Origin of the sequence: Nocardia sp. NPDC051990 (assembly GCF_040680755.1) — a bacterium.
In the GTDB taxonomy this organism is placed as follows: Bacteria; Actinomycetota; Actinomycetes; order Mycobacteriales; family Mycobacteriaceae; genus Nocardia.
This window is the reverse complement of record NZ_JBFAXH010000004.1, coordinates 375,448-392,626: the sequence shown is the minus strand read 5'-3', so window position 1 is coordinate 392,626 and position 17,179 is coordinate 375,448. Positions and strand designations below refer to the sequence as shown.

Below are 17,179 nucleotides of genomic sequence, written 5' to 3'. Positions count from 1 at the left end.
TGGCTACCGTGGTTATCGGCAACTTCGGTAGCCAAACCTTCATCAGGTTGGTGGCCCCGGCCGGTCCCTCATCCCGACCGGGGCACAACCTGAGTTCCACAATTTACGGGCTTTCCGCCGACTCACACCACTTTCACCGGAGGATATTTCCACCGTGCCGTCGTGTGACCACATCGCCGCCGCCTGGCTTTCGAGCACAGATTTCGCCGACGACCATGCCGCCGTCGACCTGCTCAGCCGAGCGATCAGCCCCCAGGACTTCGCGATCAAGCGCGATTCGCTACCGGTGGCCGCGGCCGCCGATCCGTCCACCTCCGCTGCCATCCTCGAGCTACTGGAGCGCGGCCAGGTGCCGACCATGGCGGCCATCCGCACCCTCACGGCGCAGAACGAGATGCGCCGGGAAGCCGAACGCATCGAACGCCTCGGTCGCCGGGCCCAGCGCAGCATCGATGATTTCGGCCGCATACTGGCCCGACTGGCCGAGGACCACTGGATCGCACACGGCACCGGCCCTACCCGACGCGACGTGCTGCAGTCCAAACCGGTGATGACACTGATCCGGGAGCGGGTCGGCGATATCGCCCCGACCGCGGTGAAACACCTCTGGCTGATCGAACGCGCCCAGCGCGCCGGCTGGATAGCCTCTAATGCCAATCCCGGGTCCCTTTGTGCCGCAAGGCGTTTCTACTCGGCCAAGTACGGCAACCGGGTCTCGCTGCGACCGGTCAATACGATCGGCACGATCGTCGCGATGTACCTGCGCGACTATCAGGCCGAACACGACCGCCCGCCGCGCTGGTCCACGCTCGCCCACGACCTGCGCGACGACCGCGGCCGCCGGCTGTTCCACGACACCGCCGACGCCCGCATCCAGCGCCGGTGGCTCACCACCGCCGAATGGATGGCCGAGCAGGACGACCTGCCGGTGCCCGGACGACGCGGCCTGCGCACCTTGGCCAAGAAGGCGCGGCGCTGAACTGTCTTGGCCGTTACGCTCAGCAGCGCTCAGGGCGCTGTGACCATTCGGTGGCGGAGACCGCGTATGCCGAAGGGGTGCACGGACATGCGCCGCGGCGCTTCGGCACGGGCATTGCGGGCAGCCGCAGGGTGACGATCACTGATCGAAGTTAGGGGGCGCGGGTTGATACCCCGATGCCGGCTGGTCCCGCGAGCGGCGAACCACGGCCGTGAGGCGGCCGCGTCATCTACTCACGACACTGAGCTGGCGGATGCGGTGAACGTATTGCACTGTGCCGCACGGCCTTCGTCCACGCCGATCTCGAACCAGGTGCCGCCGTTGTCCGCGGTCCCGTGATCGCGCATATCGCCGCGCTGGTCACCGCGGCCGTGTGCGTCGCGGCGGGCAACGGTGATCTGCGCCGTGGTCAATGAGCCGCCATTGGCCGAGGAGCCGACGTACATGCCGTCGAAACAGTTGGCCTGCAACTCGATTCGACGCGATAGCTCCAGCCCCTTTTCACTGCGCACGCCCGCTTCGACGCGATCGCTATTGGCCTTGCGCAGGATTCCGGACATGGCCTGGACGTGGTGGCCGTACTCGTGCGCGAAGACCGACAGGTAGACGATCCAGTTGTCCTTGAACAGATCGGTCTGCAGTTGGCTGAGTGGCATGTAGATCGTTTTGTTCGCCGGACAGTAGAACGCGGCGAAATTACTGGTGGAACCGGTGCACGGGGTGGTTATGCCGTCCGTGCTCGCGCTGACATTCAGTGTCGGCGATTGGAACGGCAGATTCTTCTCCGCCAGTACGGGTTTCCACGCCGCCTCCAGGCAGCTCGCGGCGGTCTCGAAGAACTTGCGCGCGGTGTCCACCCGCGTGCTCCACGGCGAGTAAGAGCATTTCGCCGGGATCAAGGTGGTGTTCGGATCGGTCAGCAGTGGATTCGTTCCGGTCTCCGATACGCCACCATTCGAATCCGCGGTGTACGTCATGCTCGGGCCGGGGCCCGACGCGGTATTGCTGCCCCTGCCGTGCCAAATCGCGCCACGTACCAGGCCACCCGCGACCACGAAGACGACGATCAACAGCAGCGCGATCCATCCGCCGCCGCTTTTGCGTTTCCGCGGCCGCCGGTGTCCAGAAGGACCGTAGGGAGTCGGCGGCGGCATCGGCACACGCTGTCGGTATCCGGGCGCCGGATAACCAGGCTGTTGGCCGTAACCGGGCGGCGGAGCATGACCGGACTGCTGGCCGTAACCGGGCGGATAACCCGGCTGCTGGCCATATCCGGGCTGCCCCGGCGCTGGACGATATCCGGCCTGCCCATATGGCGAACCAAGGCCGGGGCGCGGCGGAACCGATTGTCCACCAAGCGGAACCGGCCCGTGGCCGTATGGTGGTTGGGTCACGTCCCCCTCATCTCATGATCGCCTACAGCCGCTGACGCAGCTTAGCAACTTGTCTAGAGTAGGCAGTCATGCTGACTTTACGGGGGGGCGCCGCGAGCGCGCTGCTTCTCGCCGCCGCGGGAATGCTGGCCGCCGCACCGGTTGCCCACGCCGAGCCCGCAACCGATGGCGTCAATATCGTCGCGGATCTGAAACTGAGCCGCGAGGGCGTGCTCGAGGTCACCGAGAACGTGGTCGTCCCCGCCGACGGCAGCTTCAAAATGACACTGCCACTGCGCCTCAAGGTCGGCGAAGACGTCGAACGCGTCTTCAAAGTCACCGATATCGATACCAAGGGCACCGGCACGGCCACGGTCGCGAACGATCTGTTCACCATCGATGCCAAGCCGGGTGAATCGACCTTCACCTACGCGATCCACAACACGGTCAGCGACGCACCCGGCACCCAGGTCTTCCGCTGGCTCGGCACTATCAATGCCGATGTCGCATCGATCGACGCATCCCTGATCAGCCCGAGCTACGAAATGGGCGTGGTGGACTGCAAACTCGGTCCGCCCGGTAATCTGCGGCGGTGCTCCGATCTGCAGATCGAGGCGGACGGGGTGCTCTACTGGCGCCAGACCGACCTGCGCAAGGGCGACAATATCGACCTGACCCTGCAGCTGCCGCCCGGCACGGTGCCCGCCAATGCCGATATTCGCGACAACAGCGCGGCGGGTGCCTTCTCTTTCACGACTCCGGTGCTCGTCGCATTTGGTGTGCTGCTGCTCGCACTGGCCGCAATGGCGGCCTACGTGTTCAAGACCAGGCAGGAAAACGCCTCCGCCGCAACCAGTTCGGAGACGATCGACCCGCTGGTGCGCGACGGTAGGCAGGTCCAGTTCACCTCCCCGGACGGCATTCTGCCCGGCGAGGCGGGCGTATTGCTCGATGAGCATGTCGATCCGAGCGATATCGCCGCGACGGTGATCGACCTCGCGGTGCGCCGGTACATCTGGATCACGCCGGTCAGCAATAGCGATTGGCGCATCGATCGGGTGAACGCGCCCGATGACCAACTGCGCGATTACGAGAAGGCGGTCTACCGCGCACTGCTGCCGGACGGCACCGATTCGGTGACCGTCGGGCAGTTGCGCGCGCCGGGCCGCGTGCAGTCGCAGCCGGTGCGCAGCGCGATGCAGGCCGATGCGGTCGAGCGTGGTGCCTTCATGGATCGGGCCCGCATCGGCCTGCCGGTCCTGTTGGGTGGGGCACTGATCGTCGGCGGTATCGCCGCGACCGTTGCCCTGGCGCTCACCTCGGGCAGCGCACTGGTCGGTGTCGCGATCCTGCTCGCCGGCGTCGCGACCGTACTGCTGCCACGCTTCCTACCGGTCCGCACGGCCCAGGGCCGCGAACTCGTCCGCCAGATCCGCGCCTTGCAGCACGGTCTCGACGTCACCACCCGCGACCAGATCCCGCCCGCCGACCAGGAATTGGTCTTCTCCAGAGCGCTGCCGTTCATGGTGATCGTCGGCCGCGCCGACAACTGGATCCGCGCCTTCCGCGACCTGAACCCCGCCGCCGACTCCCAACCCGGCCTGTATTGGTTCGGCACCTTCGAACGCGACCGCAACCTGCAACGCTTCGCTGGCCACTTCCCCTACTTCATCACCGCCCTCGAAGGACTCTTCACATAGCGCGTCACGATGCCGGGCCGCTCGTTGGCTGGTCGAGGTCCCAGCGCACGGGTGAGGAGTATCAACCGCTCGGCACTTTCGCGCTCGGTGACAAAGCCGAGGAGGACGAGCCGCAGATCCGGTTGCGTCGGACGGCGGCGAACGGAGACCTCGAGGCCATGGTCGCTCTCGGACAGCAACTGTTCGCCCACGGGTACGTGGCCGAAGCCGAAACATGGTGGCAGGAGGTCATGGCGCCACTCGGCGCGTCGTCAGTGGGAGCAAGCGCGTTCGATCAGGGCGACCACCTCTGAGGGGTTGTCGACCTGGATGATCAGTCGTGCGTAGCGTTCGTCGGCCAACTCGATGACCACGGCTTTGGCGGGGTCACGGACGTCCCAGAACAAGCGCTCGCCATCGACGTGAAAGGTTCCGGCGGTGATCACACCCGGCATATAGGTGCCGGACGTTCGAATACCCCTGCGTTCCTTGGTGATTCCCGGATCTGCGGTGGCGCCGCGGACATTCGTCAAAGGGATCACCAAGCGGCTCTTCAAGGCCCAGAGTCTGTCCCAGCCTTCGAGTCGGATCACCAGATCGGTATCCGCGATAGCGACCTCGGCCACGTCATTCTCCTTCTTTCATCTTCACTGATCGGTCTGTCTGCCCGGTCGATTCGGCGGTAGGTGGGCCATCTCCTCGCCGACACAGACCCGTAACCGAAGTCCCAGCAACGTCGCTGTCGACAGCGTTCCATTGCCCAGCACTGCGGTGTAGCCGTCGAGTTCGGCGAAAGCGCCTGCCACCTCTGCCGCGATCTCCGGATCGGCGCGGCCCTGCTCGATAGCCGCCATCAGCAACAGATCGAGGGCGCCGATCTCTTCGGAAGTCACTGCCCTGCAGAGGTTCTGCAGAGGATCGGCGGCGGACATCACCTGCAGAATCTGCCGCCGCGCGGCCCGCAATGCCCGAAGGTAAAGCCCTCGTTTGCTGCCGAACGTGCGGTACAAACTGTTGCGGTGGATGCCCAGATCACCGACAAGGTCGTCAATCGACACGGCATCGAAACCGCGGCGAGCGAACAGTCGCGCTGCCGATTCGACGACCGTCTCCTCATCGAATGCTCTCGGTCGTGGCATGGCTTCACCGTACGATATATGGGAATGATCAGTCAAGAATGATCATTCCCGAATAGGGCACCTGCTCCGCAGGTTCCCCAGAAGGAAGCCGACCGGCGGAGGGTAAGGACTATCGAATGACCGACGTGTGCGAGGACCGGCGCCCACAGGGGCCGCGACGATCGGCAGCACGGCCGTGTATCTGACACCAGGGGTGGAACCGCACACAGCGCTGCCACCCCATCACAGACTTCGAGTCAGTACACCTAGTCGGTCAGCGCGGTGCGGCGGCGGATTGCGGAGAGGGGGTCGGCGTAGATGATGCTGAGGGAGGTGACCACCGCGGCGAATTCCTGGACCTTGCCGCCGAATCCGCTGATGCGGATATCGGTCGCCGGGAGCTGGGAGGACTGGGTGAAGGCGCGGGCGACGTGGCTGACCGCGGGTCGGTAGCCGGTGAAGGCTTGGCCGCCGAGGATCACCCGGTCCGGATTGAGCATGTCGCGGACCATCGCGACGGTGTGCCCGAGGATGGTGGCACGCTCGGCGAGCAGCTCCTCAGCATCGGCCGCGCCCGCTTCGGCGGCGCGGTACAGGTCGGCGATGGTGGTGCCGCCGGTGCCCTTGTGCGCCGGAATGATCCCGCGCCCAACGGCTCTGGCGTGCAGCGACCGATCACTGACGGTCACCTCGAGGCAGCCGCGCCGCCCGCAGGCGCATTCGACATCGGAGCCGGTCGGGAAGTGCGCGATCGAACCAGGACCGCTGCTGCGCGTATGCACCCGACCGTCCAAAGTGACGGCGATACCGGCGGTTTCGCGAACGTAGAAGTACAGGCTACTGCCCGCACCACTGGCCCGCACACCACTGCGCTCGGCATCACGCGGCTCGCCGGTCGGCAACAGCAGCTCCGACGCGGCCATGGCCTCGACGTGCGGCGCGACCGAAATCGGCAGCTCGAGCACCTCGCCGAGCACCGAACCGACCTGCGCGCCTTGCCAAGCCAACTTGGGATGATCGACGATACCGGTCGCGGGATCGACCCGCCCACCGATGGCCACACCGGCCCACAGCGGTCTACGCCGATGCCAGCGCTGCAGGAAGGCCTTGGCGCTGCGCGCGACGGTCGTGATCGCGAAGTCCTGACCGGTCTGCGGCGTCGCGATCGCCAGCCCACCGAGGATGCGCCCGCGCAGATCGGCCGCGACGATCTTGGTGACCGCGGCACCGATGTGGATGCCGAGGGTCAGATAGGAATCATGGTCGATTTCGAACGGCACCCGCGGACGGCCGACCGCACCCGATGCGGTCAGATCGGGGCGCTCGCGCAGCAGTCCGGCAGCCAATAACGCCGACACCTGACGGTTGACCGTCGCGATGCTCAAACCCGTTGTACGCGCGGCATTGTCACGGGATACCGGACCGCCGGTCGCGGCGCGCAGTACGGCCGCCGCCGGATTGTCGGTGATGCGCAACTCCGGCGCGATGACCGGACGCTGGACCCGGACACGACCGGTGACAACCCTGGAAGCGGATCGATCAAGGGTGGGGAGGGACATATGCAGATTCCTTGCTGAAGTCCCGTACCACGGGACGTGCCTACACGTGCGGCGGCGGGGCAGCGCACGAGCCGAAAGAGCGGCTCAGCTGCAGCAGGAACAACACAGTTCGCGAGTCAATGGCAGTCGCAGCCCGAGTGCGGCGGTCACGTAGGTGACCCGCAGTGCGGTCGGACGGCTCGAAGACATGGGATCAAAGTTAACACCGAAATCGCCACGTACCAACCCCTGTCGGCGGACCGGGAACTCCTCGGATGTGTGGTTCGTTCTGAAATCCTTGGCGCACACCGGGTTCCGGGCGAAATGTGGCCCAGAGCACGATTTGTCCGAAAATGCCGAATGGGGCCGCCACGTCGGCGCCCCATCAGGTGACCGGCTCGCTCGATCCCGGGCTATTCGGTTACGCCACGTCCACGACCAACTGAGGACGGCCAGCAGCGCGGTGGCCGTGGCGATCAGCGGCGTGGTGCCAACGCACGTCATTGCGTGCATATAAAAGGGCTGATCACGCAAGAAGGCCCCGCCCAGTCAAGAGGTACTGGGCGGGGTCCGTGGTGGCGGGATCAGCCCGGGTAGACGTAATGCTTGGGACCGAAGTGGCCGGTTCCGCTGGACCCGGCGTACGGCACGTCGAGTGGGACGATGTTGAGTTTGTGCGGATTGCCGTCGAGGTCCGCTTGCCAGCAATCCTGCTGTACCCCATGGAAGCTGGTGCAAACGATCCGGGTGCTGGTCCCGAACGGCGAGGTCAACCGGTTCCGGTCGGACAGCGGATTCCAGTAATCGGGATCGGATTGGACCGCGAAGTTCTTGGTCTCATAAACGCCCAATGCGCCGCCGCCGTCCGACGGCCAATCATCGGCAGCGGCAGTACCCGCTCCGATCAGCAGCGTGGCTCCTGCGCTTGCGGAGAGTAGGGCGATCCGCAGAACATGCTTGATCTCGAAGTTCATCACTATCCCTTCTGCTTCCAGAGTCTGAAGAGCCTGAGCATGCCAGCCCGCGTCGGACCCGGCTTCCCGGACACAAGAAGGCCCGCCCAGTCGAGAGGTAACTGGGCGGGGGCGGTTTCCGTTGCGACGGTGCGGCCACGGATGCCGTACGACCTATTTGGCCGGGACGAACAGCTGGTTGATCATGGAGAAGTAACACCTCCGCGTCCGCCGTTCAGCCTTTCGATTCGGCTTCGGTCAAGGTCACCATCGGATCGGCCCGGTAATACATCAGCCACGGTCTGATCGAAAGTTGCTCGCGCACCCGGCATTTCGGGTTCGTGGTCCAAATGCCGGCCTTCCCGACACTGGGCCAGCCGCAACACCTTCGCTTTAAGCGCGCACGCTGAGCACACCGCTTCCATCGTGTTGCCACACGGCACCGGAACATGCGACACCGCACCAGTTACCGTGTCGGTGCGTTCGAGGACCATCGGCCGGATACACACCCCGAACCGTTTCGCGGTTTCCACCGGCACCTCATCGAACGACGGCCCCCGCCCAGGCGGGTTGCTCGTCGTCCTTGCTCGCATCTGGTTGGCCGTCATCGACCGTGTCTGTCATGGAATTCACCTGTCCCGTACCAGCAGCGGCATCGCGCCGGGCACACCGAGTGGGAATCTCGGCACGATCTCACCTATCTTCGCAGGTCAGATCAATTCCCCCGGAAAGGCGCATTGACCGTGGTGAAGTACTGGATCGCCGCACCGATCGCGGCCGGTGCGGTCACGAGGATCTGACCGGCCAGGGTGCCGAGTGCGCCGACGGCGATGATGCCGCCGAGGCAGCCGATCGCGGCGGCCGGGATGAACGGGCCGAACAGGCCGATGATGGTGGCCGAGGCGACCGTGACACCGGCGATACCGCCGAGCACGCAGCCCGCCGCACCGCCGGCGAGACCGCCGACCAGCGTGCCGATGGTGGCCGCTGCCGAGATGGTGCTCGTCAAGCGGGTCCAGGCCGCGACCTCACGGTCGTATTCGGTCTTCCACGGCGCCTTGTCCTCATACGGCAGCGCGACCGGCTGGTAGACCGCGTGTTCGCGATCGATCTGCGGGGTCAAGATCGCGGTGCGATCGGAAATCTGTGCGGCGATGGGGAATTCGAAGTCATCGATCCGGAACCGCAGCGGGGTCCCCGCGAGTACGGTGCCGTCGGCTGCCTTGATCTCGAAGATATCCCCCTCGACCGCCAGCGAACCCGCATCGGTCTTGATGATCGATGAATCGTTGACCGCGTCGGCGGTGAAATTGATTGCGTCATTGTCGCTTTCGGTCGCGACAGGGGCGGCGCCGGAGGTGCCCACGGCTACTCCGGTCGCCATGGTCACCAGCGCCGCGACGACGGCGAGCTTCCTCATCCTCATGTCCTGCAGTCCCTCATCTCGGTATTGCTCTCGAGAGGAAGCATCAACGAGAACCCAATCGGGCACGAGGGAAAAATGCAGTCAGATTCGAATAGGCAAACCCGCAGCGACCTCAGGACTTCTTGGCGGCGGCCTTCATCTGCTTCTTGAAAGCCCTTACCTCCAAAAGGGATTCGCCATCGACAATATCGGCGGCCGAGCGCCGAGAGCCCGGTTCGGAGTAGGCGCCGGCCGCCGCTTCCCACCCTTTCGGCTGCACGCCGAGCTGCTTGCCGAGCAGCGCGAGGAAGATCCTGGCCTTCTGATCGCCGTAGCCGGGCAGATTCTTCAGCCTGCGCAGCACCTCTTTGCCGTCCGGATCGCCTTGGGTCCAGATGCGTTCGGTCTTGCCGTCGTAATGCTCGACCACATAGCGCGCGAGTTCCTGGGTGCGGCGAGCCATGGATCGGCCATAGCGATGAATGGCGGGCGGGGTCGCGCACAGTTCTTCGAATGCCTCGGCATCGGCGGCGGCGATCCGCTGGATATCGAAGCCGTCCATGCGGTCGGCGATCTTCTTCGGCCCGCGGAAGGCATGTTCGAGCGGAAACTGCTGATCGAGCAGCATGCCCGTCAGCAATGCGAAGGAATCCTCGGAAAGGAGTTGGTCGGCCGCCGGCTCCTGGGCGAGGCACAGCTTGACAGTCACGGACTTCGCTTTGGCCACGGGACTTCCTTTCGCTGGTACCGGACGCTGTCGATCATCTCACTTGGCGCCGCTGGCGACTGCTCGCAGGTCACTCGAAAAGTCGGCCACATGCACCCGGATCGACGGCATGACCGAATCGTGACCGACCTCACAGACCTGCCGTGCGATGCGGTCGGCACCGAAGTAGGCTCAGCGCCATGCCTCAGACGACGGCAATACCAAGAGACGGAATCGTGCCCATGAATATGCAGGGGTTACGCCCGGATCGCTTCGATAGCGCGGGCCAGGATCAGTTGGTCGACGTGCGGGATCTGCAGGCAGCACTGCCGGGCATCCGCCGACTACGCACGTGGGCACATCAAGCATTGGCACTACAGCCCGGCGAGAGTGCGATCGATATCGGATCGGGTACCGGCTCGGAGGTCATGGCCTTCGCGGATGCGGTCGGCCCGACCGGCACCGCGATCGGCGTCGAACCCGATCCGCATCTGCTCGCCTCCGCCGAACGCCGCGCCGAACAGGCAGGTTCGACGGCCAAATTCCATTCCGGCGACGCCTACGGGCTGCCATTCGGCGCGAACACCTTCGACGCCGCGCTCTGCGAGCGGGTGTTTCAGCATCTGACCGCACCGAATCGCGCGGCCAACGAGATCGCCCGGGTGCTCGAGCCCGGCGGCCGCGTCGTGGTGATGGACAGCGACTGGGGCACGGCAATCGTGCATCCCGGCGACCGACAAGTGGTGCGCGAAGTCATCGACACCCTCATCGCCGCAACCACCAACCCCTTCTCCGGCCGCAGGCTGCCCGGACTGCTGACCAAGGCGGGCCTGGTGATCGACGAGGTCGGTTCACACGCCCTGGTACAGGACCGAACGGTCGGCGCGGGCGCGCTGGTGAACCGCATCTCGGCCATGGCGGTCGCGCGCGGTTCCATCACCGAGGCACAGCGCGACCAGCTGATCGCGGATCTGGAACGGGGCGCCGAAAGCGGTGACGTCCACCTATCGGTGACCATGTTCGCGGTGCTGGCCCATAAACCCCGCTGATATTCGAGCGAAAACACAACGGGCGCATACCGATTCGGTATGCGCCCGTTGTATTTCGAGCTATTTCTGGAGCAACTTCTCGGTGGCCGCGAGCAATACGCAAGTGGCCAGACCATCCATCGCCTTTTCCAGTTCCGGCAGCTGCGGGAAGCTGGGAGCGATGCGGATGTTCTTGTTCTCCGGGTCATTTCGGTACGGAAAGGCCGAACCGGCCGCGGTGAGCGCGATGCCCGCATCCTTGGCCAGCGCGATCACCCGAGCCGCGGTGCCCTCCAAGACATCGAGGCTGATGAAGTAACCGCCCTTCGGCTCGGTCCAGGACGCCACCTTGGACGCGCCGAGCCGATCCTCCAGAATCCTCAGTACCAGCGCGAATTTCGGTTCGAGGATGGCGCGATGCTTCTGCATGTGGGCACGCACACCGTCAGCGTCCTTGAAGAACCGCAGGTGGCGCAGCTGGTTGATCTTGTCCGGGCCGATGCTCTTCTTCGACGCATGCCCGAGGTACCAGTTCAGGTTCGGCAGGGACGCACCGAGGAAGCTCACTCCCGCACCGGCGAAGGTGATCTTCGAGGTGGAGGCGAAAACGATGGGGCGGTTCGGATTTCCGGCCGCCGCGGCCATACCGAGCACATCGAGGACGGGTGCGGCGATATCGGTCAGCGGATGCACCGCGTAGGCGTTGTCCCAGAACAGCCGGAAGTCCGGTGCCGCGGTCGGCATCGAAACCAACTCCTGGACAACCTCTTCGGAAAAGATGGCTCCGGTCGGGTTGGCGTAGTTCGGCACCGCCCACAGACCCTTGATCTGCGGATCATCGGCCACCAGTGCGGCGATGGCATGCACATCCGGTCCGTCGTGACCGATCGGAATCGGGATCATTTCGAAGCCGAGTGCCTCGGTGATCGCGAAGTGCCGGTCGTAGCCGGGGCTCGGGCAGAGGAACTTCAGCGTGGGCTCGTCCACCCAGCGGCGCTCGGAATCCGGTGTGCCGTATAGCAATGCGTAGCTGATCACATCGTGCATCAGCTCGAGGCTGGCGTTATTGCCCGCGATCAGGTTCTCGACCGGAATGCCGAGCAGCTCACCGAAGATCGCGCGCAATTCCGGGAGACCGTGCTGCCCACCGTAGTTGCGGCAGTCGGTACCGGCGCCGTCCTTGAAATCGCCGGGACCGGGCAGTGTGAGCAGTTCCGCGGAGAGGTCGAGTTGTTCCGGTGAAGGTTTACCCCTGGTCAGATCCAGCGTGAGCTTCTCGGTCTTGAGCGTCGCGTAGTTCGCGGTCTGGGTCTCGTGTTCGGACACGAGCTCCGGGGGGCTCATCAAACCGATCTGCGTTTGCCGGGGCATCCTGAGCAGCCTTTCGAAGCAGCGAGGGGGTGATTGTCGTCCGAGCCGATGCATAACGGTCGGACCGTGTTCACGTTACCCGGCGGTTGCTCCGAATTGGGAGTGAATATAGGGGACCCCGCGCACCCGGCAGAGCCCGTTGACCCTTGCTGCCTTCCGGCCCTGGGGGAGTTCACAGGATGCGCGCCGCGCGGGATCCATTGGCAAGTGTAGCGGGCAACTCCGACAACGATCACCACTGGGTGGACCGTACCGGGTAGAAACGGGACCGAACTGGGACTTCACCACCGAGACCGGCCCAATTTGGTGACCGGCCGGGGGCACCCGGTATGCTGCTGCACGGAGGATTCGCCTAGTGGCCTATGGCGCTCGCCTGGAACGCGGGTTGGGTTAACGCCCTCAGGGGTTCAAATCCCCTATCCTCCGCAGAGAACCAGCAGGCCGGAGGCGGTTTTTCAACCGCCTCCGGCCTGTGGTCACCGAGCCGATCCTGCAGGGCGCGCGGCCTAGCCGATCGTGCCGGAGACCCGAATTGCGGCGGCAGGGCACACTTGTTCCGCTTCGCGGACTGCCCCGAGGTGCGGCGGCGACGGGTCGAGCACCAGCGATTTACCGTCATCGTCCTGATCGAATATTTCCGGCGCGATGAGCACACACATGCCCGCACCAATGCACAACTGCCGATCCACGATGATATCCATCAGGTCCTCTCACCAAACGACCGGAAGCAGGTGGACGCCGTAAACATCAGCACCGTGGCGCAGCGGCACCTCGTCCGCTGGCACCGCGAGGCGCAGCGCCGGAAAACGAGTCACCAACGCGGGCAGGGCCACACGCATCTCGACGCGGGCGAGTTGCTGCCCCAAGCATTGATGCGGGCCGTGCCCGAATCCCAGGTGCCCGACCGCATTACGGCGAATATCCAGGGTATCCGGATCGTCGAACCTGGCCGGGTCTCGATCGGCTGCCTGTAGCGACAGCGCGACCGTCTCGCCCGCCTTGATCGTCTGCCCCGCGAGCTCGATATCCGCCAGTGCCGCACGGGCGCCGGTGTGCACGATGGTCAGGTAGCGCATCAGTTCCTCGACTGCCTGGTCGGCCAGGTCCGGTTCGGCGCGTAATGCCGCGAGCTGGTCCGGGTGGGTGAGCAACGCGAAGGTGCCGAGGCCAAGCATGTTCGCCGTGGTGTCCAGGCCCGCACCGAGCAGGAAACCGCCGACACCGGCCAGTTCGGCTTCGGTGAGGTCGGTAGTGGTCAGGTCGCTGAGCAGATCGTCGGTCGGCGCTGCGCGCTTGGCGACCACCAGCTTGCGCACATAGTCCTCGATGGTGGCGAAGGCGTCGAACTGCTCCTGCTGGGAGTAGCCGGCGCTGTTGACGACCATCGCCTGCCGCTGGAAGTTTTCGCGCTCACTGAAGGGCACGCCGAGCAGTTCGCAGATCACTTGGGCCGGGACCGGATGCGCGAACGCCTCGAACAGGTCGACCGGCCCGCCCGTGCGCGCCATTTCGTCCAGGTGCGCGGCAGTGATCTCCTCGATCCGTTCGGTGAGCTGCCGCATCCGGCGCACGGTGAACTTGCCCGCGAGTAGCTTGCGGTAACGCGTGTGCTCGGGCGCGTCGAGGCCGGTGGGGTCGCCGAGCGGCGCCGCCGACAGCGGACCGATATCGGCCAGCGCGTGGTGCATCAGCTCGTAGCGAGAGCTGAACCGCGGATCGGCGAGCACGGCACGAACCACAGCGTGCCCGGTGGCCAGCCAGCCCCGATGGCCGTCAGGGAAGACCATCCGGGTCAGCGGGCGCTCGTCGCGCAGCGCGGCCAGTGCGGTGGGCGGATCGAAAGGGCATCCGAGAGGTCGGGCGGCCAACAGCGCGGTCAGCGGGTTATCAGGCATCGCGGTCTCTCCTTGATATTCATCCATGATGAGCAGAACGCTACGTTGCGTTCACTCTTATCTCAATGTATTCAGGCTGGATAAAGCACATACTGCCAGCTAAATTCGCATTCGAAGTTGCAATGACAATGCGGCTGATTGCACCCTATTTCCACCCTGCGTTGCAATGAGATGCGGTCGAACGCATACTGGCCGCGTATCGGATAAGCGAAGGAGAAGGCACATGCCGGGAGGTAGGCTCACCGAGCAGGACCGTAGGGACATCGCAGGCGGACTGAGCCAGGGACTCGGATACGCCGAGATCGCCCGGACCCTGAACCGGCCGACCTCCACCATCAGTCGCGAGGTGAAACGTAACGGAGGACCCGGCCGATACCGGCCCGATCTCGCCCACCGTGCCACCGTGCACCGGGCCCGCAGGCGCAGGCCATCCCGTCCGGGTACGGCCTCCGGTTCGGCGGACACAACGTCGCACGCGCTCGTCGGAAGGTTGGCCACGCTGTTTGCCGAGACCGGTATGCCGCGCACCGCGGCGAGCGTTCTGGCATGCCTGTACACCACGGACAGCGGCAGCCTGGTTGCCACTGAACTGGCCGCGCTGCTTCGCGTCAGCCCAGCAACGATCTCGGACGCCGTCCGTTACCTCGAAGCTCAGGAACTCATCGCCCGCGAACGCGACAGCCCGCGCCGCCGCGACCGGTACATCATCGACGATGATGTCTGGGTTCGCGCGACGTTGGCCAGCGCCCGCCAGAACCTCGCGCTTGCCGAGGAGGCGCGCGGCGATGCCGCAGCGCTCGGAGTCTCCACCGCGGCCGGGAATCGACTTACCGAGATGAGCCAATTCCTCGTCCACGTCGGCCTGGATATGGTGCGCTCGACCGAGCGCTGGCGAGAACTGCGCAACCAGGCCGACTAACCACCGCGAAGCCAGGATCTCTCATCTCACCGAACCACCTAGCGCGGTGCGAGTCCGACTATCCGGACTTCTCGCCCTAAGCCGTCGCTCGCCCCGAGGATCTGACGTCCCGGTGACAACGCGGAGCATGGAGGTCCGGTCCGGACCGCGCCCGTGAAGACCGTCTCGCGATCAGAAACAGCTCATGGCGAACACCAGGTCTCCGGACGAATCGGGGCTCTCGACGAGCCGCGTACGATGCACCGGATCTCCCTCGGGCCGGTGGTCGCCGTCGGCACGCTGGCCGCAGGCCAGCGCCCGTTCCCTACCCACCTCGCGGCCCTGTTCGACCCGGCCGCACCGACCGAACCGTGATCCGGCCGAGTCAGACCGGCGTCCGCTGCCGGAACACCGTGGGGCTCACGCCGCGGGAGCGCTTGAAGGCGGCACTGAAACCGAAGGCATCTGCATAGCCGACGGTGGTGGCGATCTGGGCGACGCTGCGGCCGGGGTCTGCGAGTAGTTCCTCCGCCTCGGACAACCGCCATTCGGTGAGGTAAGTCAGCGGCGGTTCGCCCATGACCTCGGTGAAGCGGCGGGCCAGCAGTGCCCGCGACACCGCGGACTCGGCGGCGAGCGAGGCCACGGTCCAGCGACGGTAGGGCTCGGTATGGATGGCGGTCAGCGCCGGCCCAACGACCGGGTCGGCCAAGCCGCGATACCAGGCGGGCGCGCAGTCCCCCTGCTCGGCGAGCCAGGTGCGCAGTGTGCAGACCAGGGCCCAGTCCAGGAGCCGGTCCATCAGCGCTTGGGCGCCGGCCCGGTGCCGGTGCGCGTCCGCGGCCGCGGTCTCGAGCCAGTCACAGACCTCGGCTTCACCACCGACCACGAGCGCCAGCGGCAGCGCGCGCAGCAGCCGTTCGTGACGCCGCCCGCTCGCGCAGTAGGCGCCGACGACCAGTGAAGTCTCCTCGGCCGCACTGGCTTCGGCCGCAGCTGGCTCGGGTTCGACGGCCGCGCAACCGGTTCCGGCGGCACTGAGACCGTCGGGCACGAAACAGGAGAGCTCGTACTCGGTGGGTGGACCGGCGGCGGTGGTGGTGGTTTCGTGGGCGAGCACGAAGGGTTCGGCACCCTGCACCACCGCGGTGTCACCGGCGGTCAGTCTGCGCGCACTGCCGTCGGGCAGCCGCAGCACGCCACCCCCGCGCAGCACGGTCACCATGATCAGCGGGGCCCGGTCGGCGAAGCCGATCGTCCACGGCGCGGTCAGCACCGCGTGGGCCACCACCGAACCCTCGGCACGAATTCCTCCGAGCAGCGTGCTCAACGGATCCATGGTTCGACTGTAGACGAATTCCTATCCATCCGAGACTCTCGGCTATAGATCGTCCACATCGATCACGGTTGACTCGAAAGCACAGCGAAAACCACCCACCGCTAGGAGCTACTGTGACCAAGTCCGCTCTCGTTGTCGTCGCCCACCACCGCCGCGATTCGCTCACCGCGCACATCGCCCGGCTGGCCGGCGACCGCCTCACCGCCACGGGTTACACCGTCGACCTACTCGACCTGCACGCCGAGGACTTCGATCCCCGGATGACCGAGGCCGACCAGCCCGAGTGGGGCAATCGCGACAAGCGCTATTCCGAAGGGGCGCAAGCGCATATGGCCCGCCTGCTCGCCGCCGACCTGGTCGTCGTGGCCTTCCCGGTGTACTGGCTGAGCGTGCCCGCCGTACTCAAGGGCTGGATCGACCGGGTGTGGAATTACGGTTTCGCCTACGGCCGCAGCAAGCCCCGGCTGGCGGGCAAGCGCATCCTGTGGCTGGCACTGGCCGGCGCCACCGAGTCCGACCCGGTCATCCTCGATATGCAGGCCGCACTCGAAGGCCAGCTCAGCGCGGGCCTGGCCTACTACAGCGGTTTCGCCGACTCCCGCGTCGGCCTGCTGCCCGATGCGGAGGAGCAGCCCCAAACCGTTGCGGCCGACGGCACATTCGCTCTCGGCGAGGCGATCACCGGTGACGCGCGCACGGCGCATTACGCCGCCTTCGAGGCCAAGGCGACCGCGATCGTGGACGAGTTCCTGACCACAGATCTCGTCCGGGTGTGAAGGCGAGGGTGCGCGGCGACACTTGCCGCGCACCCACCGTTCAAGCGAGTATCCCCCGCACCACGCAATGGGTAGAAGTACTGAATCGGGCCACGGCGAATCACCCAGCTGAGATTCAGCA

At 65.6% G+C, this 17,179-nt stretch carries 17 protein-coding genes, 1 tRNA gene and 1 other RNA gene; 6 read left to right on the top strand and 13 right to left on the bottom strand.

The features are described from left to right. Positions 1–154 precede the first annotated feature (154 nt). On the top strand, positions 155–979 hold the full coding sequence (locus tag AB0L63_RS10990) for a hypothetical protein (protein ID WP_364497801.1): 825 nt from the start codon (positions 155–157) through the stop codon (positions 977–979). Positions 980–1,212: 233 nt separating this feature from the next. Here AB0L63_RS10990 and AB0L63_RS10985 read toward each other — a convergent pair whose 3' ends face one another. Then, complete coding sequence (locus tag AB0L63_RS10985) at positions 1,213–2,373, bottom strand: neutral zinc metallopeptidase (protein WP_364497798.1); 1,161 nt, start codon at positions 2,371–2,373, stop codon at positions 1,213–1,215. Positions 2,374–2,441: 68 nt separating this feature from the next. On the opposite strand from AB0L63_RS10985, the gene AB0L63_RS10980 reads away from it, so the two are divergent. Continuing rightward, a complete protein-coding gene (locus AB0L63_RS10980) occupies positions 2,442–4,052 on the top strand; it encodes a DUF2207 domain-containing protein (protein ID WP_364497795.1) in 1,611 nt (536 codons plus the stop codon). A gap of 251 nt (positions 4,053–4,303) precedes the next feature. Here AB0L63_RS10980 and AB0L63_RS10975 read toward each other — a convergent pair whose 3' ends face one another. The 7 genes from AB0L63_RS10975 to AB0L63_RS10945 form a co-directional block, all read right to left on the bottom strand. Then, positions 4,304–4,657 carry a hypothetical protein gene (locus tag AB0L63_RS10975; protein WP_364497793.1) on the bottom strand — a complete coding sequence of 118 codons (354 nt, stop codon included), beginning with the start codon at positions 4,655–4,657 and terminating at the stop codon, positions 4,304–4,306. Between the two features lie 21 nt (positions 4,658–4,678). Further along, complete coding sequence (locus tag AB0L63_RS10970) at positions 4,679–5,170, bottom strand: helix-turn-helix domain-containing protein (RefSeq protein ID WP_364497790.1); 492 nt, start codon at positions 5,168–5,170, stop codon at positions 4,679–4,681. A 245-nt stretch (positions 5,171–5,415) separates the two neighbouring features. Then, positions 5,416–6,708: an ROK family protein gene (locus tag AB0L63_RS10965; RefSeq protein WP_364497788.1), complete on the bottom strand. Its 1,293-nt coding sequence runs from the start codon at positions 6,706–6,708 to the stop codon at positions 5,416–5,418. A gap of 563 nt (positions 6,709–7,271) precedes the next feature. Further along, a complete protein-coding gene (locus tag AB0L63_RS10960; RefSeq protein ID WP_364497786.1) occupies positions 7,272–7,661 on the bottom strand; it encodes a hypothetical protein in 390 nt (129 codons plus the stop codon). Between the two features lie 182 nt (positions 7,662–7,843). Further along, positions 7,844–8,233: a replication initiator gene (locus AB0L63_RS10955; RefSeq protein WP_364498229.1), complete on the bottom strand. Its 390-nt coding sequence runs from the start codon at positions 8,231–8,233 to the stop codon at positions 7,844–7,846. A gap of 122 nt (positions 8,234–8,355) precedes the next feature. Next, on the bottom strand, positions 8,356–9,066 hold the full coding sequence (locus AB0L63_RS10950) for a hypothetical protein (protein ID WP_364497783.1): 711 nt from the start codon (positions 9,064–9,066) through the stop codon (positions 8,356–8,358). A gap of 112 nt (positions 9,067–9,178) precedes the next feature. Further along, complete coding sequence (locus AB0L63_RS10945) at positions 9,179–9,754, bottom strand: HhH-GPD-type base excision DNA repair protein (protein ID WP_364497781.1); 576 nt, start codon at positions 9,752–9,754, stop codon at positions 9,179–9,181. 239 nt (positions 9,755–9,993) lie between these two features. On the opposite strand from AB0L63_RS10945, the gene AB0L63_RS10940 reads away from it, so the two are divergent. After that, a complete protein-coding gene (locus AB0L63_RS10940) occupies positions 9,994–10,800 on the top strand; it encodes a methyltransferase domain-containing protein (protein ID WP_364498227.1) in 807 nt (268 codons plus the stop codon). A gap of 60 nt (positions 10,801–10,860) precedes the next feature. On the opposite strand, the gene AB0L63_RS10935 is transcribed toward AB0L63_RS10940, so the two are convergent. Then, entirely contained in the window at positions 10,861–12,150 is a 1,290-nt protein-coding gene (locus AB0L63_RS10935; protein WP_364497779.1) for an aminotransferase class I/II-fold pyridoxal phosphate-dependent enzyme, read from the bottom strand. A gap of 107 nt (positions 12,151–12,257) precedes the next feature. Beyond that, positions 12,258–12,352, bottom strand: an RNA gene (ffs, locus tag AB0L63_RS10930) — signal recognition particle sRNA small type. A gap of 139 nt (positions 12,353–12,491) precedes the next feature. On the opposite strand from ffs, the gene AB0L63_RS10925 reads away from it, so the two are divergent. Then, positions 12,492–12,576, top strand: a tRNA-Ser gene (locus AB0L63_RS10925). Between the two features lie 80 nt (positions 12,577–12,656). On the opposite strand, the gene AB0L63_RS10920 is transcribed toward AB0L63_RS10925, so the two are convergent. Continuing rightward, entirely contained in the window at positions 12,657–12,851 is a 195-nt protein-coding gene (locus AB0L63_RS10920; RefSeq protein ID WP_364497776.1) for a ferredoxin, read from the bottom strand. Positions 12,852–12,860: 9 nt separating this feature from the next. Continuing rightward, positions 12,861–14,045: a cytochrome P450 gene (locus AB0L63_RS10915; protein ID WP_364497774.1), complete on the bottom strand. Its 1,185-nt coding sequence runs from the start codon at positions 14,043–14,045 to the stop codon at positions 12,861–12,863. Between the two features lie 223 nt (positions 14,046–14,268). Here AB0L63_RS10915 and AB0L63_RS10910 point away from each other — a divergent pair, with 223 nt between their 5' ends. Next, positions 14,269–14,964 (top strand): helix-turn-helix domain-containing protein, encoded by a 696-nt coding sequence (locus tag AB0L63_RS10910; protein WP_364497771.1) that lies wholly within the window; start codon positions 14,269–14,271, stop codon positions 14,962–14,964. Between the two features lie 364 nt (positions 14,965–15,328). Here the strand turns inward: AB0L63_RS10910 and AB0L63_RS10905 are convergent, their stop codons facing one another. After that, positions 15,329–16,282 carry an AraC family transcriptional regulator gene (locus AB0L63_RS10905; RefSeq protein ID WP_364497768.1) on the bottom strand — a complete coding sequence of 318 codons (954 nt, stop codon included), beginning with the start codon at positions 16,280–16,282 and terminating at the stop codon, positions 15,329–15,331. Between the two features lie 113 nt (positions 16,283–16,395). Between AB0L63_RS10905 and AB0L63_RS10900 the strand changes: the two genes are divergently transcribed. Beyond that, entirely contained in the window at positions 16,396–17,058 is a 663-nt protein-coding gene (locus tag AB0L63_RS10900; RefSeq protein WP_364497765.1) for an NAD(P)H oxidoreductase, read from the top strand. Positions 17,059–17,179: the final 121 nt, after the last annotated feature.

Coding starts and splice junctions, on each gene's coding strand:
- AB0L63_RS10980 (WP_364497795.1), top strand. CDS start 2,442: ATGCTGACTTTACGGGGGGGCGCCGCGAGCGCGCTGCTTCTCGCCGCC.
- AB0L63_RS10970 (WP_364497790.1), bottom strand. CDS start 5,170: ATGCCACGACCGAGAGCATTCGATGAGGAGACGGTCGTCGAATCGGCA.
- AB0L63_RS10965 (WP_364497788.1), bottom strand. CDS start 6,708: ATGTCCCTCCCCACCCTTGATCGATCCGCTTCCAGGGTTGTCACCGGT.
- AB0L63_RS10960 (WP_364497786.1), bottom strand. CDS start 7,661: ATGAACTTCGAGATCAAGCATGTTCTGCGGATCGCCCTACTCTCCGCA.
- AB0L63_RS10955 (WP_364498229.1), bottom strand. CDS start 8,233: ATGCGAGCAAGGACGACGAGCAACCCGCCTGGGCGGGGGCCGTCGTTC.
- AB0L63_RS10950 (WP_364497783.1), bottom strand. CDS start 9,066: ATGAGGATGAGGAAGCTCGCCGTCGTCGCGGCGCTGGTGACCATGGCG.
- AB0L63_RS10940 (WP_364498227.1), top strand. CDS start 9,994: ATGAATATGCAGGGGTTACGCCCGGATCGCTTCGATAGCGCGGGCCAG.
- AB0L63_RS10935 (WP_364497779.1), bottom strand. CDS start 12,150: ATGCCCCGGCAAACGCAGATCGGTTTGATGAGCCCCCCGGAGCTCGTG.
- AB0L63_RS10920 (WP_364497776.1), bottom strand. CDS start 12,851: ATGGATATCATCGTGGATCGGCAGTTGTGCATTGGTGCGGGCATGTGT.
- AB0L63_RS10915 (WP_364497774.1), bottom strand. CDS start 14,045: ATGCCTGATAACCCGCTGACCGCGCTGTTGGCCGCCCGACCTCTCGGA.
- AB0L63_RS10910 (WP_364497771.1), top strand. CDS start 14,269: ATGCCGGGAGGTAGGCTCACCGAGCAGGACCGTAGGGACATCGCAGGC.
- AB0L63_RS10905 (WP_364497768.1), bottom strand. CDS start 16,282: ATGGATCCGTTGAGCACGCTGCTCGGAGGAATTCGTGCCGAGGGTTCG.